Here is a 20,207-nt window from a genome sequence, read left to right as displayed (position 1 = left end):
CGAACAGGGCCGACCTGCGCACCCTCAGCCGATCGGCACGGCCCGTCCCGTGACGCGTACCCGGGCGTCCTCGGGGTCCACCTCGATCAGCAGATCACTGGGACGGCCCATGTCCTCCCCCTGCCGGATCGCGATCCTGGCCGGGCGGGTGACGAGCCCCAGGCCGCGGAGGTATCCGCCGAACGCCGCAGCCGCCGCCCCGGTTGCCGGATCCTCCACCACCCCGCCGATCGGGAACGGGTCGCGGGCGTGAAAGTGCTCCGGCGACTCCCGCCACACCAGCTGGAGAGTCGTCCAGGCGTGACGCCGCATCACCTCGGTGAGGCCGTCGAAGTCGTAGTCCAGGTCCGCCAGGCGTTCCCTGGTGCCCGCGGCCAGTACCAGGTGCTCATTTCCGCCGAACGCCACGTGCGCCGGCAGGGCGGGGTCGAGGTCCTCGGGAGCCCAGCCGAGGGCCTTCAGAGCCGCATCCAGCTCGGTGCTCACGGCGGGGCGTGAACGGGTCGGAACGCTGGTGAGCGTGGCCGACACCGCGCCGTCGCCGTCCAGCTTGGTGGCTACGGGAATCTCGCCCGCCGGAGTGTCGAGGACGATCTCGCCGGGGCCCAGGCGTTCGGCGAGGGCCACGGCCAGGGCGATGGTCGCATGCCCGCAGAAGGCGACCTCGGCGAGCGGGCTGAAGTAGCGGACCCGGAAGCGGCGCGATGCTTCAACACTGTCAGTTTCAACACTGGCGGTTTCGACACTGTCAGTTTCAATCCGGGCGGTTTCGACAGTGCCGGTGTCGACCCGGGCGGTGACGAAGGCCGTCTCGGAGTAGCCGACCTCGGCGGCGATCGTGAGCATCGCCGCGTCGTCGAGCCCTGAGGCATCGAGCACGACCCCGGCCGGATTGCCTCCGGCCGGATCGTCGGTGAAGGCGGAGTAGCGCAGGATCTCGGTCTCCGGGTGGCTCACGAGAGTGGTCCCGCTCAGGTCGCTGGTCATGGCTCCACGCTGCCACTCCGTGCCGATCGAGTCCAATGATGGATATGAATCAGATCCATCGACGGATCACATAGCCTGCTCCCGTGGACACCCGCTTGCTGCACACCTTCACCGCGCTCGCCCGCACGGGCAGTTTCACCGCCGCTGCCGCCGAGCTGCACCTGGCCCAGTCCACGGTCACCGTGCACATCCGCACCCTGGAGCGGGAGCTGGGCGCCCGGCTCTTCGACCGCCTGCCCGCGGGCACCCTGCTCACCGAGTACGGCCGAGTGATGCTGGAGCGGGCCGAGGACGTACTCGACGCCGTGGCACGGCTGAAGGCCGACGGCGACGGGGAAGTGCGGGGGCCGGTGGCCGTGGGGGCACCGGAGTCGCTGTGCTCGACCCGCGTGCCCGGGGTGATCGCCGCCCTGCGCACCAGCCACCCGGAGATGGACGTCCGCCTGTACGCGGCCGGCACCGCGGAGTGCGTCGAGGGGCTGCGGTCGGGGCGCCTCGACCTGGCGCTGTTGCTGGAGGAGGACGCCGACTTCCGCGACGTGACGACCGAGCCGATCACCCGGGAACCCCTCGCCCTGGTCTGCTCCCCCGGCCACCCGCTCGCCGCACGGGCCGGCGCGGTGACCTGGGCGGAACTAGCAGCCGAGAACTTCTTCCTGCTGGAACAGGGCTGTTCCTACAGCGATGAGCTGGAACGACGGCTGCTCGCCGTGCCCGGCTCCCGGCCGCGGCCGACCCGGTTCGCGAGCGTGGACGCGGCCCGGTCCTGCGTCGCCGCCGGTCTGGGACTGACCCTCCTGCCGCTCACGACTGTGGAGGAGCACGTGCACCAGGGCCGGTTGGTACAGGTCTCTGGACCGCGGTTCGCCGATGTTCCGGTGCGACTGGCCCGCCACCGCAGGCGATGGACGGGACCCGGCGCCCAGGCGTTCACCCAGGAGTTGGTACGACAGTCGACCGGCTGAGCGACCGTCCCCGGTGAAAGCTCCGGGCGCAGCGGCCAGGTGCCGCAGCGGCCGCTCAGAGGTGGGCGTCCAGGAACTTCCGTACCTCGGTGGTGCTCATGGACCCTGTGCCGTGCGCCACCATCTCCCCCTCTTTCAGCAGGACGTAGGACGGGGCCGCGGTGATCCCGAATCGCTCGGTCGCAGCCGGACAACGCGTGATGTCGGTGCGCACGGCCGTCAGACGGCCCGCGTACTCGTCGGCGATGCCACCCACGACGAGGTCCATCACCCGGCAGGGCTCGATCGCCTTGGGCCATGTCCCGGTGAAGTACGCGAGGACCGGAACTCCGCTCATCTTGAGGATGAAATTGAACTCCGCGTCCTCACGGGGTCGGTGAACCCGCTGCGCCATGCACGCTCCTGACCTCACGTCCGTCATTGCATCTCCTATTGCATCCCCATCATCCCTCGCGCGGTGTGCCAGACCGGCCCGGTCGGTCGCCCGGCCGACCTGTCGGACGGGAGGCACGGGACCGTCGCAGAACCACGGTTGGTTCCCGGACCGCGGCCCGGTCGCGGTCACGGACGCGGACGGGTCGACGGGTGGACGGGGCGGAGTACGCGTCAGCCGGCCCGAAGCCCGACCGCCAGCGTCAGTTCAAGGACCCGGTGTGGCGAGGCGAGATCCGGGAACAGCTCCCGCAGCTGCGCCATCCGGTAGCGGACGGTCTGGGGGTGGACGAACAGCTCCGACGCCACCTCGTCCCGTCTGCCCTGGTGCAGCAGCCACGCCCGCAACGTCTCCTCCAGCCGCCGCGCGGTCGCGACGGGCAAGGTCCGCAACGGCGCGAGGGCTCGGGCACGCAGGTCCGCGAACGCGTCCGCGTCCGCGCTCAGCACCAGCTCGGGCAGGTGGTCGTCGGTGTCACGAATGTCGGAGGAGAGGGAGCGCGCCCGTACGGCTCGTGCGTACGAGGCGGACGCACGAGCCCATGGCCGGGCCGGGCCGACCACGGCGGAGCGGTCGGTCAGCTGCCGCAAGAGATGGGAGCGGTCGGCGTCGGGGACGAGCAGCACACCGGTGGCGTCCGGCAGATCGTCGAGGACGAGGGTGTTCGGGTCGAGCGCGCGGTAGGCGGGCCGGGCCTGGGCGGCGGGCAGCAGGACCGCGGTCAGCGAAACCGGAGGCTGCCACCCGGCCCGTTGACAGGAGGCCCGCAGCACGTCCGGGCTCGCGTCCGCGAGGAGGTCGCGGGCCAGGTGTTCCAGATGGCGCTCCTGGGCCCTGCCCCGGGCGGCCAGTTCGTCGGCGTGGCCCGCGGCGCTCGCGGCGGAGAGTTCGTCGATGTAGGCGAAAGTCAGCTCGGCGAACTTGGCGACCTCGGCGGCGGGCAGACCTGCGGGTACGGCACCCGCCGCCAGACAGCGCCAGGCCACGCGGGCGCCGACGCGGTAGGCGCTGAGCAGGGCGTCCATCGAACGGCCGTCGCGCACCTCGCCGCGGCCCAGATCGTAGGCGGCGTCACCGCCGTCACCGCCCGTGGCGTGCCCGCTCGCCAGATCCAGGTAGTGCCCCAGGGCGGTGCGGACGGCTCGCCGTATGGTGGCGCCCATGCGGCCCGAGAGGGCGTTGGCGTAGGGAGGGACCTCGTCGATGATCGCCTGGACGACCTCGTCGGCGGTGCTCTTCAGCGCGGCCCGAAGCGCGGTGACCGTCGTCTCATCAAGGGCCAGTTCACTGGCCCTCCGGATCGCATGACTCACGTTTTGTTCCCTACGAACAATTCAGCCGACCAGATTCACGTCCTGCGGTCAGGACTTTACGCCCTGAGGCGCATCAAGCTGAAGCCATGACGAGTACAGCCCTTCGCAGCAGGGCGTGGAAACTGCTGGAGACGGTCACGACGCCGCTACTGCCGTCGGACTACCTCGACCTGGTCAGCCCGCTGCGTGCGGGCGCCGACCTGCGTGGGCGTATCGAGGCCGTGCTCCCCGAGACGGGTGACGCCGCGACCATCGTGATCAGGCCGGGACGGGGCTGGCGCGGCCACACGGCCGGTCAGTACGTGCGGATCGGGGTCGACGTCGACGGGGTGCGCCTGTGGCGTGCCTACTCGGTCACCTCGCCGACGGACCGCCGGGACGGCCGCGTCACGATCACCGTGAAGGCGATCCCGGACGGAAAGGTCAGCAACCACCTGGTCCGCAGGGCGAAACCGGGCACGCTGATCCAGCTCGACCACCCGACCGGTGAATTCGTGCTGCCGCAGGTCAAGCCCGCCAAGGTGCTCTACCTGACGGCCGGCAGCGGCATCACGCCCGTCATGGGCATGCTGCGCGACACCGAGTTCGACGACGTCGTCATGGTCCACTGCGCGCCGCAGCCGCAGGACGTGATCTTCCGCGAGGAACTGCACGACCTGGCCGCGGACAAGAAGCTGCGGCTCACCGAGGTGCACACCGACACGGACGGCCAGCTCGACATCGCCCGTCTCGACGAACTCGTACCCGACTGGGCCGAGCGCGAGACCTGGGCCTGCGGACCCGCGGGCCTGCTCGACGCCGCCGAAGCGCACTGGACCGAGCACGGCGTCCACGAGCGCCTGCACACCGAACGCTTCCGCCCCAGCATCGTCGTCGCCGGCGACGGCGGTGAGGTCACGTTCAGTACCACCGGCAAGACCGTCGACGCGGACGGCGGCACGCCGTTGCTGGACGTCGGCGAGGAGGCCGGCGTGCTCATGCCCTCCGGGTGCCGCATGGGCATCTGTTTCGGCTGCGTCACGCCGCTCAAGGCGGGCGCCGTCCGCGACCTGCGCACCGGCGAGATCACCGAGGCCGAGCCGGGCGTCCTCATCCAGACCTGCGTGTCCGCCGCGGCGGGCCCGTGCGACATCGAACGGTAGGAGCACCTTGACCGCCATCGACCCCACCGCACACCTGACCGCGGAGCAGATCGAGGAGCTCGGCCGCGAGCTGGACGCGATCCGCGACGAGGTGATCGCCTCCCGCGGCGAGAAGGACGCTGCCTACATCCGCAAGGTCATCTCGGTGCAGCGCAAGCTTGAGCTGGCCAGCAGGGGTGTGCTGCTGTTCTCGTTCTTCCCGCCCGCGTGGCTGATCGGCACGGCCGGTCTGTCCGTGGCGAAGATCATGGACAACATGGAGATCGGCCACAACATCCTGCACGGCCAGTGGGACTGGATGCGCGACCCGAAGATCCACTCCACCACCTGGGAGTGGGATCACGTCTCGCCCTCCGAGCAGTGGAAGCACTCGCACAACGAGCTGCACCACACGTACACCAACGTGATCGGCAAGGACAACGACCTCGGCTACGGCATCATGCGCGTCGACGAGGACCAGAGGTGGCACCCGTTCCACCTGGGCCAGCCGCTGTGGAACTTCCTCAACGCCTGCTTCTTCGAGTACGGCATCGCGGCGTACGACCTGGAGCTCGGCAAGAACCTGCACAAGCGCCGCCGCAACAACCCGGAGTTCCGCGCGCGGGCCAGGGCCGTGGGCCGCAAGATCCGCAAGCAGGTGCTCAAGGACTACGTGATCCACCCGCTGCTGTCGGGCCCGTCGTTCCTCACCACGCTCGCCGCCACGTTCACCGCGAACCTGGTCCGCAACGTCTGGACCCACTCGGTGATCATGTGCGGGCACTTCCCGGAGGGCGTGCAGGTCTTCGAGCGCCGTTCGATCAAGGGCGAGACGCGCGGCCAGTGGTACCTGCGCCAGATGCTGGGCTCGGCAAACATCAGCGGCAGCAAGGCCATGCATTTCATGACCGGCAACCTGTCGCACCAGATCGAGCACCACTTGTTCCCGGACCTGCCGAGCAACCGGTACGCCGAGGTCTCGGTGAAGGTGCGCGCGCTGTTCGAGAAGTACGAGCTGGAGTACGTCACCGGGCCGCTGCCCAAGCAGGTCTTCTCCGCCTGGCACAAGGTCTTCCGCCTCTCACTCCCGAACAAGAAGCCCAAGACGAAGACACCGGACCGAGAAAAGGAACTCGTCGCGGCCTGACTCCTGGTAAGGGTTCTAACGTCTCTGGCTGTGGCGGGGTCGCTAAGGCCCCTCTGGCATGGCATGGATGGGATTCGACAGAGCGCGAGGAGTGCGGCCGACTCACCTGGTGGCCGCGGTTCTGCCTGAGCCGGCAGGCTTCGCCGTGGTCTGGCTGCCGGGCGGCCCCGGACCTGCTGTTCGCAGCTTGTCCAGTTCGGTGATCTGTTGCGTCGTGTTCCTCGCGATCGCCGCCGCCAGTCCCGTCGCCTCGTCCGCGCGGCCTTGGTTCTGCTCGCCGGCGCAGAGCACGCGGGACTGGGTGACATGGGCGCGTAGTGCGTCGGTGAGGATGCGGTCGAACGGTTGGCCCTTCGTGGCGGACGCCTTTTCGAGGGTGTCCAGGGTGACCATGCCCGGCATGGTGTGCCCCTCGTGAGGGTGCGTGTCCCGTACACCTGACCGTTTCAGCGCGGCGCGCAGATGGCGTAGGTCCGTGCGCAGTGTCGTGCCGGTCCTCGCCGCCAGCGTGACCACGGCCGGGTCTGTCGAGCGGGAGGGCGCCAGGTCGGTGAGCTGCTGGGCACGTTCGGTCATGGGGATCATCAGCAGGATCCAGGCTGTGTCGGTCGCGTTGAAGGCCGATGGCCGCGACGCGGCAGCTTGCGGCGGCGTACCGCTGGTGGTCGGCTGCGCGGTGCAGCCGACCACCAGCAGCGCCACAGCCGCGGCGCACACCGACCACAGGGTCAGAACGTGCCGGCGGAGTTGCACTTGGCCTTCTGGGTGATGCAGTCCTTCACACGGTGTCCGAGAGCGGCGTTGTCCCAGGCGTTGAAGAAGTCGCCGTGGATGGACGACGCCATGCCCGAGGCCAGCCGGAAGCCCGCGCTGCTGCCGCTGGTCGGGTAGCTGACGACGAAGGAGAGGTTGGGAATGGCGACGGGGTAGGCGCCGCTGCACTTGCCGTCGTAGGTGAACGCCACGTGCGACTTGTGGTCGGGGCTGTCGAGGTTCTTGCCGTCCCAGCAGTCGGGGAAGACGAGTTGGTGGGTGAGGTGGGCCTTCGGGGCGCAGACCGGCCAGTTGCCGTCGGCGCTGCGGCCGGTCTCGCCGCCCTCGCCCGAGCACCAGTACTGTCCGGTCGATCCCGCCGGGGTGGGCGTCTGCGCCTTGGCGTCACCCGCGATCATGCGGAATCCCTCCGGGAAGGGCACGGTCGCCGAGGGGTCGGTGAGCCGGGAACCGTAGTAGACGATCATGCCCTCGGCTTCGACGGCCCTGTCGCCCTCGTAGAGGCTGGGGATCCAGTACGCCGAGAGGTCGTCGGCAGGGGTGCAACTGGTCGGCCTGTTGGCGAGCAATGACTGGGTCGTGGTGAACGCGTCCGTGCTCTTGTTGCCGAAGAAGCTGTGCATGTGGGACGCGCCGGGAAGGCCCGGCAGGACGATCGGGTCGTCCGGCCTGGAGTGACTGTAGGTGCAGGTGGCGTTGAACTCCGGAACCCGGACCACTCCGCCGGGCACCGCGGCCGGCGTCATCGCACGGAACTGGCTCAGCTGGGCGTTCCACTTGGCCTGGTCGACGGGGACCCAGCCGGGCGCCGCGCCGCCGCCCTCTCCGACGAAGGAGAACCAGTTGATGTTCACGAAGTCACCGGCCCCCGGGCTGCGCAGTGCCGCGAACACCGTCTGCGAGCCGGTCGGGTGGCTGGAGACCTCGGTCTCCCGGGTCGTCCAGGTCTGCCAACCGCCGCTCGGGGAGACCGAGATGACCGCGAGCAGCGGTCCGGTGAGGCTGCCGGTACGCAGCTCGACCGTGCCCGAGCCGACGGCGGAGGCGATCCGGGCCGACACCGTCAGCCGGCCGGCCGTACCGAGGTCGACGTTGTCGAACCGCATCCAGTCGCCGTCGGCGAGGAACGCGGCGTTCTGCCCGCCGCCCATGTCCGCGGTCGCCTCCAGCGCGACGCCCGACTGGGCCGCGTAGGACTCGGCCTGGACGGTGACCGTCGCGGCCTGCGCCCGCTGGGTCGAGACGGTCAGGCTCAAAGCGGCGGCCAGTACGACCACCAGGGCGTTCACCAAGAGTGTGTACAGAGGGACGCGATATCTGTGCATCTCACTTCCTCACGAACATCGGGGGTGAAGGGGGTGGGCGAAGGAACTGTGTGCACGAGCGCCGGGGTGGCCTGGGCCCGGCCGTCGGCTCGGGCCCAGGCGTGGGAACCGAGGGCGTGGGAACCGAGGGCTACTGATAGACCCGTACGAAGTCGACGAGCATCTTGGACGGGAACGGAGTGCTCGCGTCCGTCGGGCCCGGCCAGTCACCGCCGACCGCGAGGTTGAGGATCATGTAGTGGGGGTGGTCGAAGATCCACGGGCCGCGTGTCTGCTCCACCTGGTCCTTGTCGAGGGCGAAGACGGTCCGGCCGTCCAGGCTGAAGGTGATGCCCTTGCTGTTCCAGTCGGCGGCCCAGGTGTGGAAGTCGTCGGAGAAGTCGGTGTTCCCGGGCAGGGTGTACGGCGAACCGATGCCGCCTCCGCCGTTGTAGGCGGGCGCGTGGACGGTCGAGTACGCGGTCCTCACGTCCTTGCCGAGGACCTCCACGATGTCGATCTCGCCGTTGTACGGCCACGGCCGGCCCGTCAGGAAGTCGGCGCCCATCATCCAGAACGCGGGCCACAGGCCGTTGCCCTTGGGCACCTTGATGCGTGCTTCGACGCGCCCGTAGGTGAATTGGAACGTCGCGCCGGTGTTCATCCGCGCCGAGGTGTACTGGCAGGTGGTGCTGCCGCTCAACGGGTCACGCGGGCAGGCCGATCCGGCGGTGACCTCCTTGCGGGCCTCCATCACCAGGTGTCCCGACCCGTCCAGCGAGGCGTTGCGATGGTCGGTGTAGTACTCCAGCTCGTTGTTCGGCCCGGTGCCCGGGTCGGCCCGCCACTTCGAGGCGTCGGGCTTACCGCCCGCGGCGCCGTCGAACTCGTCGCTCCACACCAGCCGCGGCGGGTTCGCGGGGTCGCTCGGCGGGGGCGGGGGCGTGATCGGGGCCCCGCCGGTGCCGTACACCTGGAACTCCCACAGCGAGTAGCCGTACGGGGTGGCGCGTTCCGTGCCGTACATGCGCACATGGCGGCCGGAACCGGAGACGGTCAGTGTCTGTTTGAAGCCCGTGCCGGACGTCGTCGAGTAGATCGGTGTCCAGTCGGTGCCGTTCGGTGAGACCTGGATCTGGAAGGACTTGGCGTAGGCGGGATCCCACTGCAGGACGACCTTGTCGATCTGTGCTGTGGCGCCGAGGTCGACGGAGATCCAGCCCGGGTCGGTCCAGCCGGTGGTGGAGCTGGTGGCCCAGCGGGAGGCGGGGTCGCGGTCGAACGCCCTGGCCGGTGTGCACTCCCAGCAGTTTCCGTCGCTCTGGGAGGAGGAGGCCGCGCCCGGCCTGCCGTAGGACAGCAGCCTGCCCGGGTCGCCGCCGGAACCGCCGGCGGTGCCGTACACCTGGAACTCCCACAGCGAGTAGCCGTAGGCGGTGGCCCGTTGGGTTCCGTACATGCGCACATAGCGGCCGGTGCCGGTGACCGTCAGGTTCTGGGTGCCGCCCGTGCCCGAGGCCGTCTGATGGACGGTGGTCCAACTCTGCGCGTCGCCCGACACCTCGATTCTGAACGCGGTGCCGTACGCGGCCTCCCAGTTGAGGACGACACGGCTGATCTCGGCGCTTGCCCCGAGGTCGATCTGGATCCACTGCGGATCGGCGAAGGCGCTGGACCACCGGGTCCCGGGGTCTCCGTCGACGGCGCTCCGAGCGGTGAAGTCCCCCTCGGTGCTTGAGGAGGTGGCGGTCTTTCCCTGCGAGAGCAGGACCTCCGCAGCCTGTGCGGTAGGGGCGGGGAGAGCGATGAAAGTGAGTAGTGAGGCGGCGAGGGTCAGGAATAAGGCAAAGCGACGCAGCAGTGCTCGCATGGGCGACTCCTCAAGTGGGGGCGAGGCGAGGGAGCGCTCCCTGAAGGGGAGAATGGAGGGGCGCGTGAAAGCTGTCAAGAGCTGTTTCACCTTGTAAAAACAGCGGTGTTACGCGTACGACTTCTTCGGGGAGCGGTCCCCGAAGATGCCTGCGACGCGCCGTCGGACCGAGGGCGGCGCAGCGGGCGAAGGGCTCTTGGGCATGCTCATGACGCCCCGGCCTGCGGATACGCTGCTCACAACGTCATGACGCTGAGCCGGAGGTCGCCCTGATGAGAAAACCCGCCCCGCGCACGAACCCGGGCGGCGGCACAGGGGACGGACAGGTATGAAACGCCCCACTCTGGAAGTGGTCGCCGCCCGCGCGGGCGTGTCCAAATCGAGCGTCTCCCGCGTCGTCAACGGCGAGACGACGGTCGCCCCGGAGATCCGCGACGTCGTCATGCGCGCGGTGCGCGAACTGGGTTACGTGCCCAACGGGGCGGCCCGCAACCTCGTCACCCGCCGCACCGACACCCTCGCCGTGGTGGTCTCCGACCCGCCGCAGGGAGTCGTCTCCGACGACCCGCTGTTCTCCGCCGTGGTCCGTGCCGTCAGCAGAGAGCTGGAGAAGGCGGGCAAACGGCTCGTGCTCATGCTCGCGGAATCGGACGAGAGCCGGACCCGGGTGGTGCAGTACATCGCCGGCGGACACGTGGACGGCGTGCTCCTGGTCGCCCTGCACGGTACGGATTCCCTGCCGGCCGCGCTCGCCCGGCAGGGTCTGCCCGTCGTGTCCTTCAACCGCACCTCCGCACAGGACGTCCCGTACGTGGCGCTGGACAACGCCGGCGGGGCGGAACTGGCCGTACGTCACCTTCTGGAGCGCGGCCGGCGCCGGATCGCCACCATCACGGGGCCGCTCGAACTCTACGAGGCGCGTGAACGCCTCGCCGGCTACCGGCAGACGCTCCGGGACACCGGCCGTCGGTCGATCGTGGCACTGGGCGACTTCACGAGAGTCTCCGGCGCCGAAGCCATGCGCCAACTTCTGGAGGACGATCCCGATCTCGACGCGGTGTTCGCGTCCAACGACCTGATGGCGATCGGAGCCCTGCGCACCCTCCAGAAGGCGGGCCGACGCGTGCCGGAGGACGTGGCGGTGATCGGATTCGACGACATCGAGGCCGCGTCCTACACGAGCCCCGCACTCACCTCGGTCCGCAGCCCGATGGCGGACCAGGCGACCGCGGCCGTCCACCTGCTCCTCAACCTGATAGACGGCGGCCCCACGGATCCGGTGATCATGCCGAACGAACTCGTGGTGCGGGAATCGAGCTGATCGCGCGACAGCCCGGACGGGCGGGTACTCCCCCACGGCGCGGGAGGGCGCCCGCCGGGTTCAGGAGAAGTCGGTGATGACGACCCTCGCGGTGCTGCCGTCCTTGAGCGCCTCGTAGCGTGCCGCGAGGCCGGCGAGGACGATCTCCTTGGAAACCAGGTCGTCGACGTTTCATCCGGCCCTGGAGGTCCGCGAACGGCGGGGGCGCCCCGACAGGCACGGCCGGCCCCCGAGTCCTGGCGTCAGGTGCGCGTGACGTTGCCGACCGCTGCGCGCAGGTCGTCCTCGCCGCTGAGCAGCGGAGGCAGTGGAGTCGCGCCTGCCGGGTTCAGCGAGTCGAAGAGCAACGCGGTGAAGCGCGCACGCAACGAGGGTGTGGTGCCGGGGAGGGCGAGACCGGCGACGGCCATCACGAGGATGTGCGGGATGTCCTCCGCGGTGAGGTCGTCGCGCACCTCGCCTGCCTGCTGCGCGCGCACGAGGAGCGGGTGGAGCGAGGCGCTGAAGCGCTGGAGGACGTCGACCGCGACATCGGCGAAGTTGCCGGCGAAGGTGACCAGACCCCGCTCCTCGGTGATCAGGTCGAGCAGCCGCGTGGCGATGTCCTGAAGTGCCTGACGGGCGTGCGGGACGTCGGCGGCGTTCTCGATGATCGGAAGCAGGTCGGTGTCGAGGATGTCCTCCAGGACGGCCCGGACGACGGCCTCCCGGTTGGGGAAGTGGCGGTAGAGGGTGGCGATGCCCACGCCCGCCTCCGCCGCGATCTGGTCCAGTGAGGCATCTCCTCTGCCGAGCACCGTGCGCCCGGCGGCGGTGATGCGCTCCACGCTGGAGCGGGCGTCGACCCGGCGCCGGGGAGCGCGATCGTTCCTGGTTGCCATCCGTGACTCTTCCCTGGTCTGCGTCAAGGCCGACGAGACCGTCCGTCCGCCGACCTGCATCCTATCGCTTCGATAGTCGACTATCGGTTTGATAGTAGTCTCTCACTTCGTGATGCGGCCTGCGCTGTCGGGCCGCCCTGAGAGGGGAGAGCTCTGTGTCCGTTCTGCTGTATCGGCTGGGAAGGTTCGCCTACGGCAAACCCTGGTACGTCATCGGCGGCTGGCTCGCCGTCATGGCGGCCGTCGTGGTGCTGCTGGCGACTCAGCCGGTCAAGCTCAGCAACGAGGTACGTATCGACGGGACGCCTGCGCAGGAGGTCATCGACGAGTTGGCCGTCTCGCTGCCGGAGGCGTCCGGCGGCCAGGGCATGCTGGCCTTCGAGGCCCCGCCGGGCACCCGGATCGACGACAAGAAGGTCAGGGCCGCGCTTCTGGCCGCGGTGGACGCCGTCTACCGCCATGATCACGTCGTTGACGCCCGGAAGACGCTCGCCCGGGAAGTCGCCGGGGGCGAGAACGGTCCGCTGCTGCGGGCCCAGGCGGCAGTGGCTCAGGCGGCCGGGCGGCCCTCGTCCGACAAGGTGCCCGTTCCGTTGCAGGCGGACGGTCGGCCGGTGCCGGGAGTGATCGTCTCCGCCGACGGCTCGGCCGCCCTGATGCAGTTCCAGTTCGACCGGCAGACCTTCGAACTCCCCTCAGGAACGATCGACAGCACCATCGAGGCCGCCGAAGAGAAGGCCGAACCCCTGGGCCTGGGAGTGCTGCCCTCCGCGGCCATGATGGAGATACCCGAGATCGTCGGGATAGGGGAAGTCGTCGGGGTCGCCGTGGCGGCCGTCGTCCTGCTGATCACCCTGGGCTCGACCGTGGCGGCGGGACTGCCGCTGGCCATCGCGCTGATCGGCGTCACCGTGGGTGTGGGCGGCGCCTTCACCCTCTCCACCGTGTTCGAGATCCACTCGCTCGCCGCGGTACTGGCGCTGATGCTGGGGCTTGCCGTCGGCATCGACTACGCGCTCTTCATCGTCGGCCGGGAACGCCGGCTGATCCTCGACGACGGTCTGGACGCCCATGAGGCGACCGGCCGCGCCCTCGGCACCGCCGGGAGCGCAGTGTTCTTCGCCGGCAGCACGGTGATCATCGCCCTCGCCGGGCTGCTGGTCATCGGCATCACCCTGCTCAGCACGATGGCCGTCGTCGCAGCCGCCACGGTCGCGGTCGTCGTTCTGCTCGCCCTGACCCTGCTGCCTGCGCTGCTGGGGCTGGTCAAGGAGGGCATCTGCCCCGCCCGGACCCGGGACAGGACGCGCAGTCACCAAGAGACGGTCGGCCATGAACGTGCCCTGCGCTGGGGAGCACGTCTGGCCCGTCACAAGTACGCGGCCCTCGCGGCCGCGATCCTGATTCCCGCGATCCTGGCCGTGCCCGCCGCCGACATGAAGATGGGCCTGCCCTCGGGCGCCAGCTACAACCCCGACACCGGGCAGCGGCAGAGTTACGAGCTGGTCAGCGACGCGTACGGCCCCGGGTACAACGGCCCCCTCCTGGTCGCCGTCGGCTCCGGCGCCGACGGACAGCAACTCACCCCGAAGGTTCTGGCCGCCGTCACCTCCGACCTGCGGGGCATCAAGGGCGTCACCTCGCTCTCGCTGGCCGGGATCAACAAGGACGGCACCACGGCCGTCCTCGGTCTCGTGCCCTCCGGCGGTCCGAACGACGACGCCACCAAGGACCTCGTCACCGCCGTACGGGACAAGAGCGCCCACATTTCCGAGACCCGCGGCACCACCATCGGCATCACCGGCTTCACCGCCCTCGCGATCGACGTCTCCGACCGCCTCGCCGACGCACTCCCCCTGTACGTGGTCACCGTCCTGGGACTGTCCCTGATCGTCCTGCTCCTGGTGTTCCGCTCCGTTCTCGTGCCGGTGACCGCCACTCTCGGCTTCCTGCTGAGCATCGGCGCCACCTTCGGCCTCACCACGGCCGTCTTCCAGTGGGGCCATCTGCAGAGTCTGATCGGACTGGACGCCACCGCGCCGGTGGTGAGCCTGCTGCCCATCATCGTCACCGGCGTCCTCTACGGACTCGCCATGGACTACCAGATGTTCCTGGTGACCTCCATGCGCGAGGCACACATCCACGGCGCCACCGCCCTCGACGCCACCGTCACCGGCTTCGCACGCGCCGGTTCCGTCGTCGTGGCGGCGGCCACCATCATGGTCTCCGTCTTCGCCGGGTTCGTCTTCAACCCCCAGCCCATGATCAAGCAGGCCGGTTTCGCCCTGGCCGCGGGCATCCTCATCGACGCCTTCGTCATCCGGATGACCCTCATCCCGGCCACCATGGCGCTCGCGCGGGAGAAGGCCTGGTGGATCCCCGCCCGGCTGGACCGGCTGCTTCCCGACCTCGATGTCGAGGGCGACAAGCTCGCACAGAAGATCCCGCTGTCCCGCCCCCACACCGTGCAGCCACAAGGCGTCGGGTAACCGGCACAGTTGAGCCACCGGGCGGAGCGGTTGAGCCACCGGGCGGAGCGCCTACGCCCTCACCGTCCGCCGCGCCGGCGGTGGGCAGCCGTTGCACGCCTCCGCGCTCTCATGCGTCGAGCCCTCCGCGCTTGACCAGCTGGCTCGCGATGACGTTGCGCTGGATCTCGTTGGTGCCCTCGCCGACGATCATCAGCGGGGCGTCGCGGAAGTAGCGTTCGACGTCGAACTCGGTCGAGTAGCCGTAACCGCCGTGGATCCGGACGGCGTTGAGCGCGATCTCCATGGCAGTCTCGGAGGCGAAGAGTTTCGCCATGCCGGCCTCCATGTCCACGCGGCGGCCCTCCTGCGCCTCCCGGGCGGCGTACAGGGTGAGCTGGCGGGCGGCGGTGAGGGAGGTCGCCATGTCCGCCAGGTAGTTGCCGATCGACTGGTGCTTCCAGATCGGCTTGCCGAACGACTCGCGCTCCTGGGCGTAGGCGAGGGAGTCCTCCAGGGCGGCGCGGCCGACACCGAGGGCGCGGGCGGCGACCTGGAGGCGGCCGGTCTCCAGGCCCTTCATCATCTGGGCGAAACCCTTGCCCTCGACTCCGCCGAGTACGGCGTCGGCGGGTGCCCGGTAGTCGTCGAAGGCCAACTCGCAGCTCTCCACGCCCTTGTAGCCGAGCTTGGGCAGATCGCGCGAGACCGTCAGGCCGGGGCCGTGTTCGACGAGGAGGATCGAGATGCCCCGGTGGGCCGGGCTCGCCAGGGGGTCGGTCTTGCACAGGAGGGCGATCAGTCCGGAGCGGCGGGAGTTGGTGATCCAGGTCTTCGAGCCGTTGACGACATAGCCGTCGCCGTCGGTGGCCTTGCGGGCGACCGTGCTCATGGCCTGGAGGTCGGAACCGCCGCCCGGCTCGGTCAGGGCCATGGTCGCGCGGACCTCGCCGGTGGCCAGCCTCGGCAGCCAGTGCCGCTTCTGCTCCTCGGTACCGAAGGTCAGGATGAGCTTGGCGACGACCGTGTGGCCGCCCATCGCCCCGGCCAGGCTCATCCAGCCGCGGGCCAGCTCCTCGGTGATCAGCACATAGCAGGGGACGGAGACGGGCGTGCCGCCGTACTCCTCGGGGACGGCGAGTCCGTAGATACCGAGCCGCTTCATCTGCTCGATCAGGGCTTCGGGGTAGATGTTGCCGTGCTCCAGTTCACGGACCACGGGCTTCACCTCCTTGTCCACGAAGTCCTGCACCGTCCTGACGATGAACTGCTCGTCCTCGGACAGGATGTCCAGAGTGCTCATGCGGTGACGCTCCTTCCAGAGCCGTGATGATGTCGTGCGTCGGCGCTTCCTCGGTGGCTCATACGATGCGTTCCGCGCGCAGCCGATCGATCTCGGCCGCGCCGTACCCGAGCCCGCCCAGGATCCTGTCGGTGTGTTCGCCCGCCGCGGGCACGGCGCCCATACGCGGGACGGTGCCCGCCAGGTCCACGGGCGGTACGAGTGCGGGCACCGTCGATCCGCCAGGAATCCGTACGTCCTGCCAGCGCCCGCGGGCCTCAAGGACGGGGTGGGCCAGGAAGTCCTGGATGTCGTTGACGCCGGCGTTGGCGATGCCCGCCCGTTCCAGCAGCTCCATCGCCTCCGCACTGCCGAGTTCGGCGAAGCGGGCTGCGACGACCACGTTCAGCTCCGCGCGGTGGGCCACCCGGTCGGAGGTGGTGGCGAAGCGCTTGTCCTCCACGAGGTCGGAACGCTGGAGGAACTGGGTGCACAGAGCGGCCCATTCGCGCTCGTTCTGCACGGTGAACAGCACGTCCTTGCCGTCGGCGGCGGTGTAGGCGCCGTACGGGGCGATGGTCGCGTGCTGGGTGCCGATGCGCGGGGGCTGGGTGCCGCCGAACCGCGTGTAGTACGCGGGCTGGCTCACCCACTCCGCCAGCGCCTCGAACAACGACACCTCCACCGCCCGCGCGATGCCCGTGGCCGCCCGCTTGAACAGGGCCGTGAGGATGCCCGAGTAGGCGTACATGCCTGCGGCGACATCGGCGACCGACACCCCGACGCGCGCGGCGCCGTGTTCGTTGCCCGTCAGGGACACCAGCCCGGTCTGGCACTGCACCATCAGGTCGTACGCCTTGCGGTCGGCCCACGGGCCGCTGGTCCCGTAGCCCGAGATCGTGCACGGGATCAGGGAGGGCAGGCGCTCCGCGAGGGCCTGCGCACCCAGGCCCATCCGGTCGGCCGCGCCCGGCACGAGATTCTGGACGAACACATCGGCCTCCGCGAGCAGTTGCTCCAGGATCGTGCGGCCGGCGTCCGACTTCAGGTCGAGCGTCACCGACTCCTTGGACCGGTTGAGCCACACGAAGTAGCTGGACTCGCCGTGCACGGTGGTGTCGTAGCGACGGGCGAAGTCACCGCCGCCCGGCCGCTCCACTTTGATCACCCGTGCGCCGAGGTCGGCCAGCTGGCGGGTGGCGAAGGGAGCGGCCACCGCCTGCTCGACGCTGACGACGGTGATGCCGGCGAGCGGCAGGTCTTCGGGGTGCGCGGTCATGGGTGCTCCAGGAAGGGGTGGGCGGCCTGTACCGGAGCTACCATCATGAGTATTGATGGCGTGCTAAGTGAAATAGCAATTACTGATGCCCCTATGCGTGCTTCGGATAGGGCGGAGGGATGGGCGCCGTGGACCTCAAGCAGCTCAAGGCGATCGTCACCGTGGCCGAGGTCGGCAGCGTGACCCGGGCCGCGGAGCTGCTGCACCTGGTGCAGCCCGCGGTGACCCGGCAGATCCGCACCCTGGAGCAGGAACTCGGCACGCCCCTCTTCGAAAGGACAGGGCAGGGGATGCGGCCCACCGAGGCCGGCACGATCATGGTGGACCGCGCACGGCGTGCGCTGGGCGAGCTGGAGCGGGCCCGCGCCGAGGTGCAGCCGACGCCCGGCGCGGTGAAGGGCATCGTCACCGTCGGCCTGCTGGAGAGCACCAGCGACCTGCTCGCCGGGTCGCTGGTGTCGGCACTCGCCCAGCACCACCCAGGCGTCCAGCTGCGGTTGATGACCGCCTACTCGGGACATCTGCAGCAGTGGCTCGACGACGGCGATCTCGACCTGACACTGCTGTACAACCTGGACAGCACCCCCTCGCTCAACGCCCGCCCGCTGGTGCGCGAGCGTCTGTGGGCCGTCGCTCCGGCATCCGCCGCTCTGCGCGCCGACCGGCCCGTGCCGTTCGCGGAAGCGGCCGAGCACCCGCTCGTGATGCCCACGTCGGGGCATGCGCTGCGCAGCCTGATCGACGCGGCGGCGGCGCGGGCGGGAGCCGGCCTGAACGTCGTCGCGCAGACCAACTCCATGCGCGTACAGAAGCAGCTCGTGCGCGCGGGGCACGGCTGGACGGTGCTGCCCGGCCTGGGCATCGCCGAGGACGTCGCGCGGGGCGAGGTCAGTGCGGCGCCGCTGAGCGAACCCGACGTGTGGCGCTCGATCGTGCTCGGCACGCCGAGGTCCGGGCGTACGCCACCCGCTGTCGAGGTCGTCGCGCGGGAACTCGTGCACCAGATCAACTCGGCTGTTTCGCAGGGGAGATGGCCCTCCGCCCGGGTCGACGGGAGCGACGGGACCGACGAGCCCATGGCTCAGGTGTGAGGCCGTTGCGTGTTCCCGATGCGTCGACGCTCCATTGCCCGGTACGCGCCATGCGCAGAGAACATGCGGTCATCACCGTTTTCTATTACCCATGACCACCTATCACTGCCCATGATGGATGGTGCCGGGCGGCACGGCATACGTCGCCCTGTCGCACGCCGAACCGTTCCGCACCGCCCTCCTGGAGGTCGCCGATGCCCCCCTCTTCCCATGCCCGGTCCGAGACGGCGCCGCTCGACTCGTACGTGAAGTCGTGGAGCCCCGCACCCGTCACGGACGAGGACCCGCTGCACGCCGACCCGGTGGTGGCACTCTCGGCCGTACTGGACCTGCCGGCGCCCGCCGTGCGGGCCGGTGACGCGATCCCGCCGTTGTGGCACTGGCTGTACTTCCTGAACTGGACGGCACAGCGCGATCTCGGTCCCGACGGTCATCCGCTGCACGGGCACTTCCTGCCGCCCGTTCCCGACCGGCAGCGCATGTGGGCCGGCGGCCGTTGCGAGATCGTCGAGCCGCTCCGCCTGGGCGAACCCGCGGAACGCGTCAGCAGCCTGAGCGCGGTGACCACCAAGCACGGCCGTACCGGAGAACTGCTCTTCGTCACCGAGCGCCGTGAGTTCCGGCAGGGCGGGCGCGTCCGTCTCGTCGAGGAACAGGACATCGTCTACCGGTCGGGCCGCAACGCGGCACAACACCCCGACGCGATCGACGAGTCGGCCGCTCCCGAACCCGACGCCCCCTGGCAGCTTCCGTTCCGCGTCACCCCCGCGCTGCTGTTCGGCTTCAGCGCCCTGACCGCGAACGCGCACCGCATCCACTACGACGCCCCGTACTGCCGCGACGAGGAAGGCTATCCGGGCCTCGTCGTGCACGGGCCTCTGCTCGCCCTGCTCATGCTTGAACTGCCCCGCCGCCAGGCACCCGAACGACCTGTACGTTCCCTGTCCTACCGGCTCCGGCGACCGGTGTTCGCCGGCGAACGCGTCTCGGCCTACGGCACCCCGGGCGGCACAGGCGCCGAAGCGAGTGCCGGGCTGAGCGCCGGACCGAGTGCCGAACTGAGCGTCGCCACCCACCGGGAGACGCGGCACGCCACAGCGGAAGTGGTCTTCGGATGAGCTCCCCGCGTGATCGCATCGTCAGCGCCAGAAGCCTGCTGTTCGTGCCGGGCGACCGGCCCGACCGCTTCCACAAGGCGGCTGCCTCCGGGGCCGACTTCGTCATCATCGACCTCGAAGACGCCGTCGCGGCCGAGCACAAGGAGCGCGCCCGCGAGAACGCCGCCGCCTGGCTCGCGCTCGGCAACCGGGCGATCGTACGGATCAACGCACCCGGCACCCCCTGGTCGGAGGCGGACCTCGGCACTGCGGCCGAACACGGCTGCCCAGTCATGGTGCCGAAGGCCGAAAGCTCCGCCGTGATCGGGGAACTGGCCGCCCGTACGGCCGGCCGCTGCGCTCTCGTGGCACTCGTCGAGACGGCTCTCGGTGTCGAGCGCGCCCACGAGGTGTGCGCCGCACCCGGCGTCGTACGGGCCGCTTTCGGCAACGTGGATCTGGCAGCGCAGCTCGGTGTCGCCCATGACAGCCGCACGGCCCTGGCCTACGCCCGCTCCCGGCTCGTCGTCGCCTCGGCCGCCGCGGGCATCGCCCCGCCCGTCGACGGTGTCACCACCGCCATCCGGGACCTCGACGTACTGCGCACCGACATCGTGGACGCCCGGCACCTGGGCTTCACGGGCAAGCTCTGCGTCCATCCCTACCAACTCCCCCTCACCGCCGACGGGTTCGCGCCCTCGGCGCGGGAACTGGAGTGGGCGCGTACCGTCCTCGGCGCCGGGGAGTCCGTCACCACGGTCGACGGGCAGATGGTCGACAAGCCGGTGCTGGAACGTGCCCGTCGCATCCTGGCGGCGGCCCGGGAACCGCACACCGCACCTTGAGACCGCCGGCGGGTGCCGGCCGGTCCCGG

Annotated in this window: 17 protein-coding genes; 8 read left to right on the top strand and 9 right to left on the bottom strand. The window is 69.9% G+C overall.

Annotation, left to right across the window (positions count from 1 at the left end; all coding sequences use genetic code 11):
* Positions 1 to 24: 24 nt before the first annotated feature.
* Positions 25 to 987, bottom strand: a complete 963-nt coding sequence (locus ACZ60E_RS05105; protein WP_469438209.1) for a PhzF family phenazine biosynthesis isomerase — start codon at positions 985 to 987, stop codon at positions 25 to 27.
* A gap of 83 nt (positions 988 to 1,070) precedes the next feature.
* On the opposite strand from ACZ60E_RS05105, the gene ACZ60E_RS05100 reads away from it, so the two are divergent.
* Positions 1,071 to 1,952: a LysR family transcriptional regulator gene (locus ACZ60E_RS05100; RefSeq protein WP_469438207.1), complete on the top strand. Its 882-nt coding sequence runs from the start codon at positions 1,071 to 1,073 to the stop codon at positions 1,950 to 1,952.
* A 55-nt stretch (positions 1,953 to 2,007) separates the two neighbouring features.
* Here ACZ60E_RS05100 and ACZ60E_RS05095 read toward each other — a convergent pair whose 3' ends face one another.
* Positions 2,008 to 2,346 (bottom strand): thioredoxin family protein, encoded by a 339-nt coding sequence (locus tag ACZ60E_RS05095; RefSeq protein ID WP_469438204.1) that lies wholly within the window; start codon positions 2,344 to 2,346, stop codon positions 2,008 to 2,010.
* Between the two features lie 212 nt (positions 2,347 to 2,558).
* Positions 2,559 to 3,698, bottom strand: coding sequence for a PucR-like N-terminal domain-containing protein (locus ACZ60E_RS05090; RefSeq protein WP_384800575.1), 1,140 nt, complete (start codon positions 3,696 to 3,698; stop codon positions 2,559 to 2,561).
* 86 nt (positions 3,699 to 3,784) lie between these two features.
* On the opposite strand from ACZ60E_RS05090, the gene ACZ60E_RS05085 reads away from it, so the two are divergent.
* Positions 3,785 to 4,840, top strand: coding sequence for a ferredoxin reductase (locus ACZ60E_RS05085; protein WP_453790511.1), 1,056 nt, complete (start codon positions 3,785 to 3,787; stop codon positions 4,838 to 4,840).
* Positions 4,841 to 4,847: 7 nt separating this feature from the next.
* Positions 4,848 to 5,966 carry a fatty acid desaturase family protein gene (locus ACZ60E_RS05080; RefSeq protein ID WP_453790512.1) on the top strand — a complete coding sequence of 373 codons (1,119 nt, stop codon included), beginning with the start codon at positions 4,848 to 4,850 and terminating at the stop codon, positions 5,964 to 5,966.
* Positions 5,967 to 6,068: 102 nt separating this feature from the next.
* Here ACZ60E_RS05080 and ACZ60E_RS05075 read toward each other — a convergent pair whose 3' ends face one another.
* From ACZ60E_RS05075 to ACZ60E_RS05065, 3 genes are all read right to left on the bottom strand, one after another.
* Positions 6,069 to 6,719, bottom strand: coding sequence for a DUF305 domain-containing protein (locus ACZ60E_RS05075; RefSeq protein ID WP_469438201.1), 651 nt, complete (start codon positions 6,717 to 6,719; stop codon positions 6,069 to 6,071).
* Complete coding sequence (locus ACZ60E_RS05070; RefSeq protein WP_469438198.1) at positions 6,695 to 8,029, bottom strand: DUF1996 domain-containing protein; 1,335 nt, start codon at positions 8,027 to 8,029, stop codon at positions 6,695 to 6,697. Before ACZ60E_RS05070 ends, ACZ60E_RS05075 begins: the two co-directional genes overlap by 25 nt.
* Positions 8,030 to 8,195: 166 nt before the next feature.
* Complete coding sequence (locus ACZ60E_RS05065) at positions 8,196 to 9,914, bottom strand: discoidin domain-containing protein (protein ID WP_469438196.1); 1,719 nt, start codon at positions 9,912 to 9,914, stop codon at positions 8,196 to 8,198.
* A 328-nt stretch (positions 9,915 to 10,242) separates the two neighbouring features.
* On the opposite strand from ACZ60E_RS05065, the gene ACZ60E_RS05060 reads away from it, so the two are divergent.
* Positions 10,243 to 11,235 carry a LacI family DNA-binding transcriptional regulator gene (locus tag ACZ60E_RS05060; protein WP_469438194.1) on the top strand — a complete coding sequence of 331 codons (993 nt, stop codon included), beginning with the start codon at positions 10,243 to 10,245 and terminating at the stop codon, positions 11,233 to 11,235.
* 242 nt (positions 11,236 to 11,477) lie between these two features.
* On the opposite strand, the gene ACZ60E_RS05055 is transcribed toward ACZ60E_RS05060, so the two are convergent.
* Positions 11,478 to 12,116: a TetR/AcrR family transcriptional regulator gene (locus ACZ60E_RS05055; RefSeq protein WP_469438192.1), complete on the bottom strand. Its 639-nt coding sequence runs from the start codon at positions 12,114 to 12,116 to the stop codon at positions 11,478 to 11,480.
* Positions 12,117 to 12,271: 155 nt separating this feature from the next.
* Here ACZ60E_RS05055 and ACZ60E_RS05050 point away from each other — a divergent pair, with 155 nt between their 5' ends.
* Positions 12,272 to 14,605: an MMPL family transporter gene (locus ACZ60E_RS05050; RefSeq protein ID WP_469438189.1), complete on the top strand. Its 2,334-nt coding sequence runs from the start codon at positions 12,272 to 12,274 to the stop codon at positions 14,603 to 14,605.
* 109 nt (positions 14,606 to 14,714) lie between these two features.
* On the opposite strand, the gene ACZ60E_RS05045 is transcribed toward ACZ60E_RS05050, so the two are convergent.
* The gene (locus ACZ60E_RS05045; RefSeq protein WP_469438187.1) at positions 14,715 to 15,887 is read right to left on the bottom strand and encodes an acyl-CoA dehydrogenase family protein; all 1,173 of its coding nucleotides are present in this window, start codon (positions 15,885 to 15,887) and stop codon (positions 14,715 to 14,717) included.
* Between the two features lie 58 nt (positions 15,888 to 15,945).
* Entirely contained in the window at positions 15,946 to 17,145 is a 1,200-nt protein-coding gene (locus tag ACZ60E_RS05040; RefSeq protein WP_469438185.1) for a CaiB/BaiF CoA transferase family protein, read from the bottom strand.
* A 119-nt stretch (positions 17,146 to 17,264) separates the two neighbouring features.
* Between ACZ60E_RS05040 and ACZ60E_RS05035 the strand changes: the two genes are divergently transcribed.
* From ACZ60E_RS05035 to ACZ60E_RS05025, 3 genes are all read left to right on the top strand, one after another.
* Positions 17,265 to 18,236 carry a LysR family transcriptional regulator gene (locus ACZ60E_RS05035; RefSeq protein WP_469438183.1) on the top strand — a complete coding sequence of 324 codons (972 nt, stop codon included), beginning with the start codon at positions 17,265 to 17,267 and terminating at the stop codon, positions 18,234 to 18,236.
* Positions 18,237 to 18,430: 194 nt separating this feature from the next.
* The gene (locus ACZ60E_RS05030) at positions 18,431 to 19,354 is read left to right on the top strand and encodes an HTD2 family dehydratase (RefSeq protein WP_469438181.1); all 924 of its coding nucleotides are present in this window, start codon (positions 18,431 to 18,433) and stop codon (positions 19,352 to 19,354) included.
* Positions 19,351 to 20,178, top strand: a complete 828-nt coding sequence (locus ACZ60E_RS05025) for an HpcH/HpaI aldolase/citrate lyase family protein (protein WP_469438179.1) — start codon at positions 19,351 to 19,353, stop codon at positions 20,176 to 20,178. The genes ACZ60E_RS05030 and ACZ60E_RS05025 overlap by 4 nt, the downstream gene beginning before the upstream one ends.
* Positions 20,179 to 20,207: the final 29 nt, after the last annotated feature.

This window comes from Streptomyces sp. NPDC102514, from assembly GCF_055584525.1.
Note: the sequence above shows the minus strand (reverse complement) of the source record. Positions and strands in the feature narration are given on the sequence as shown.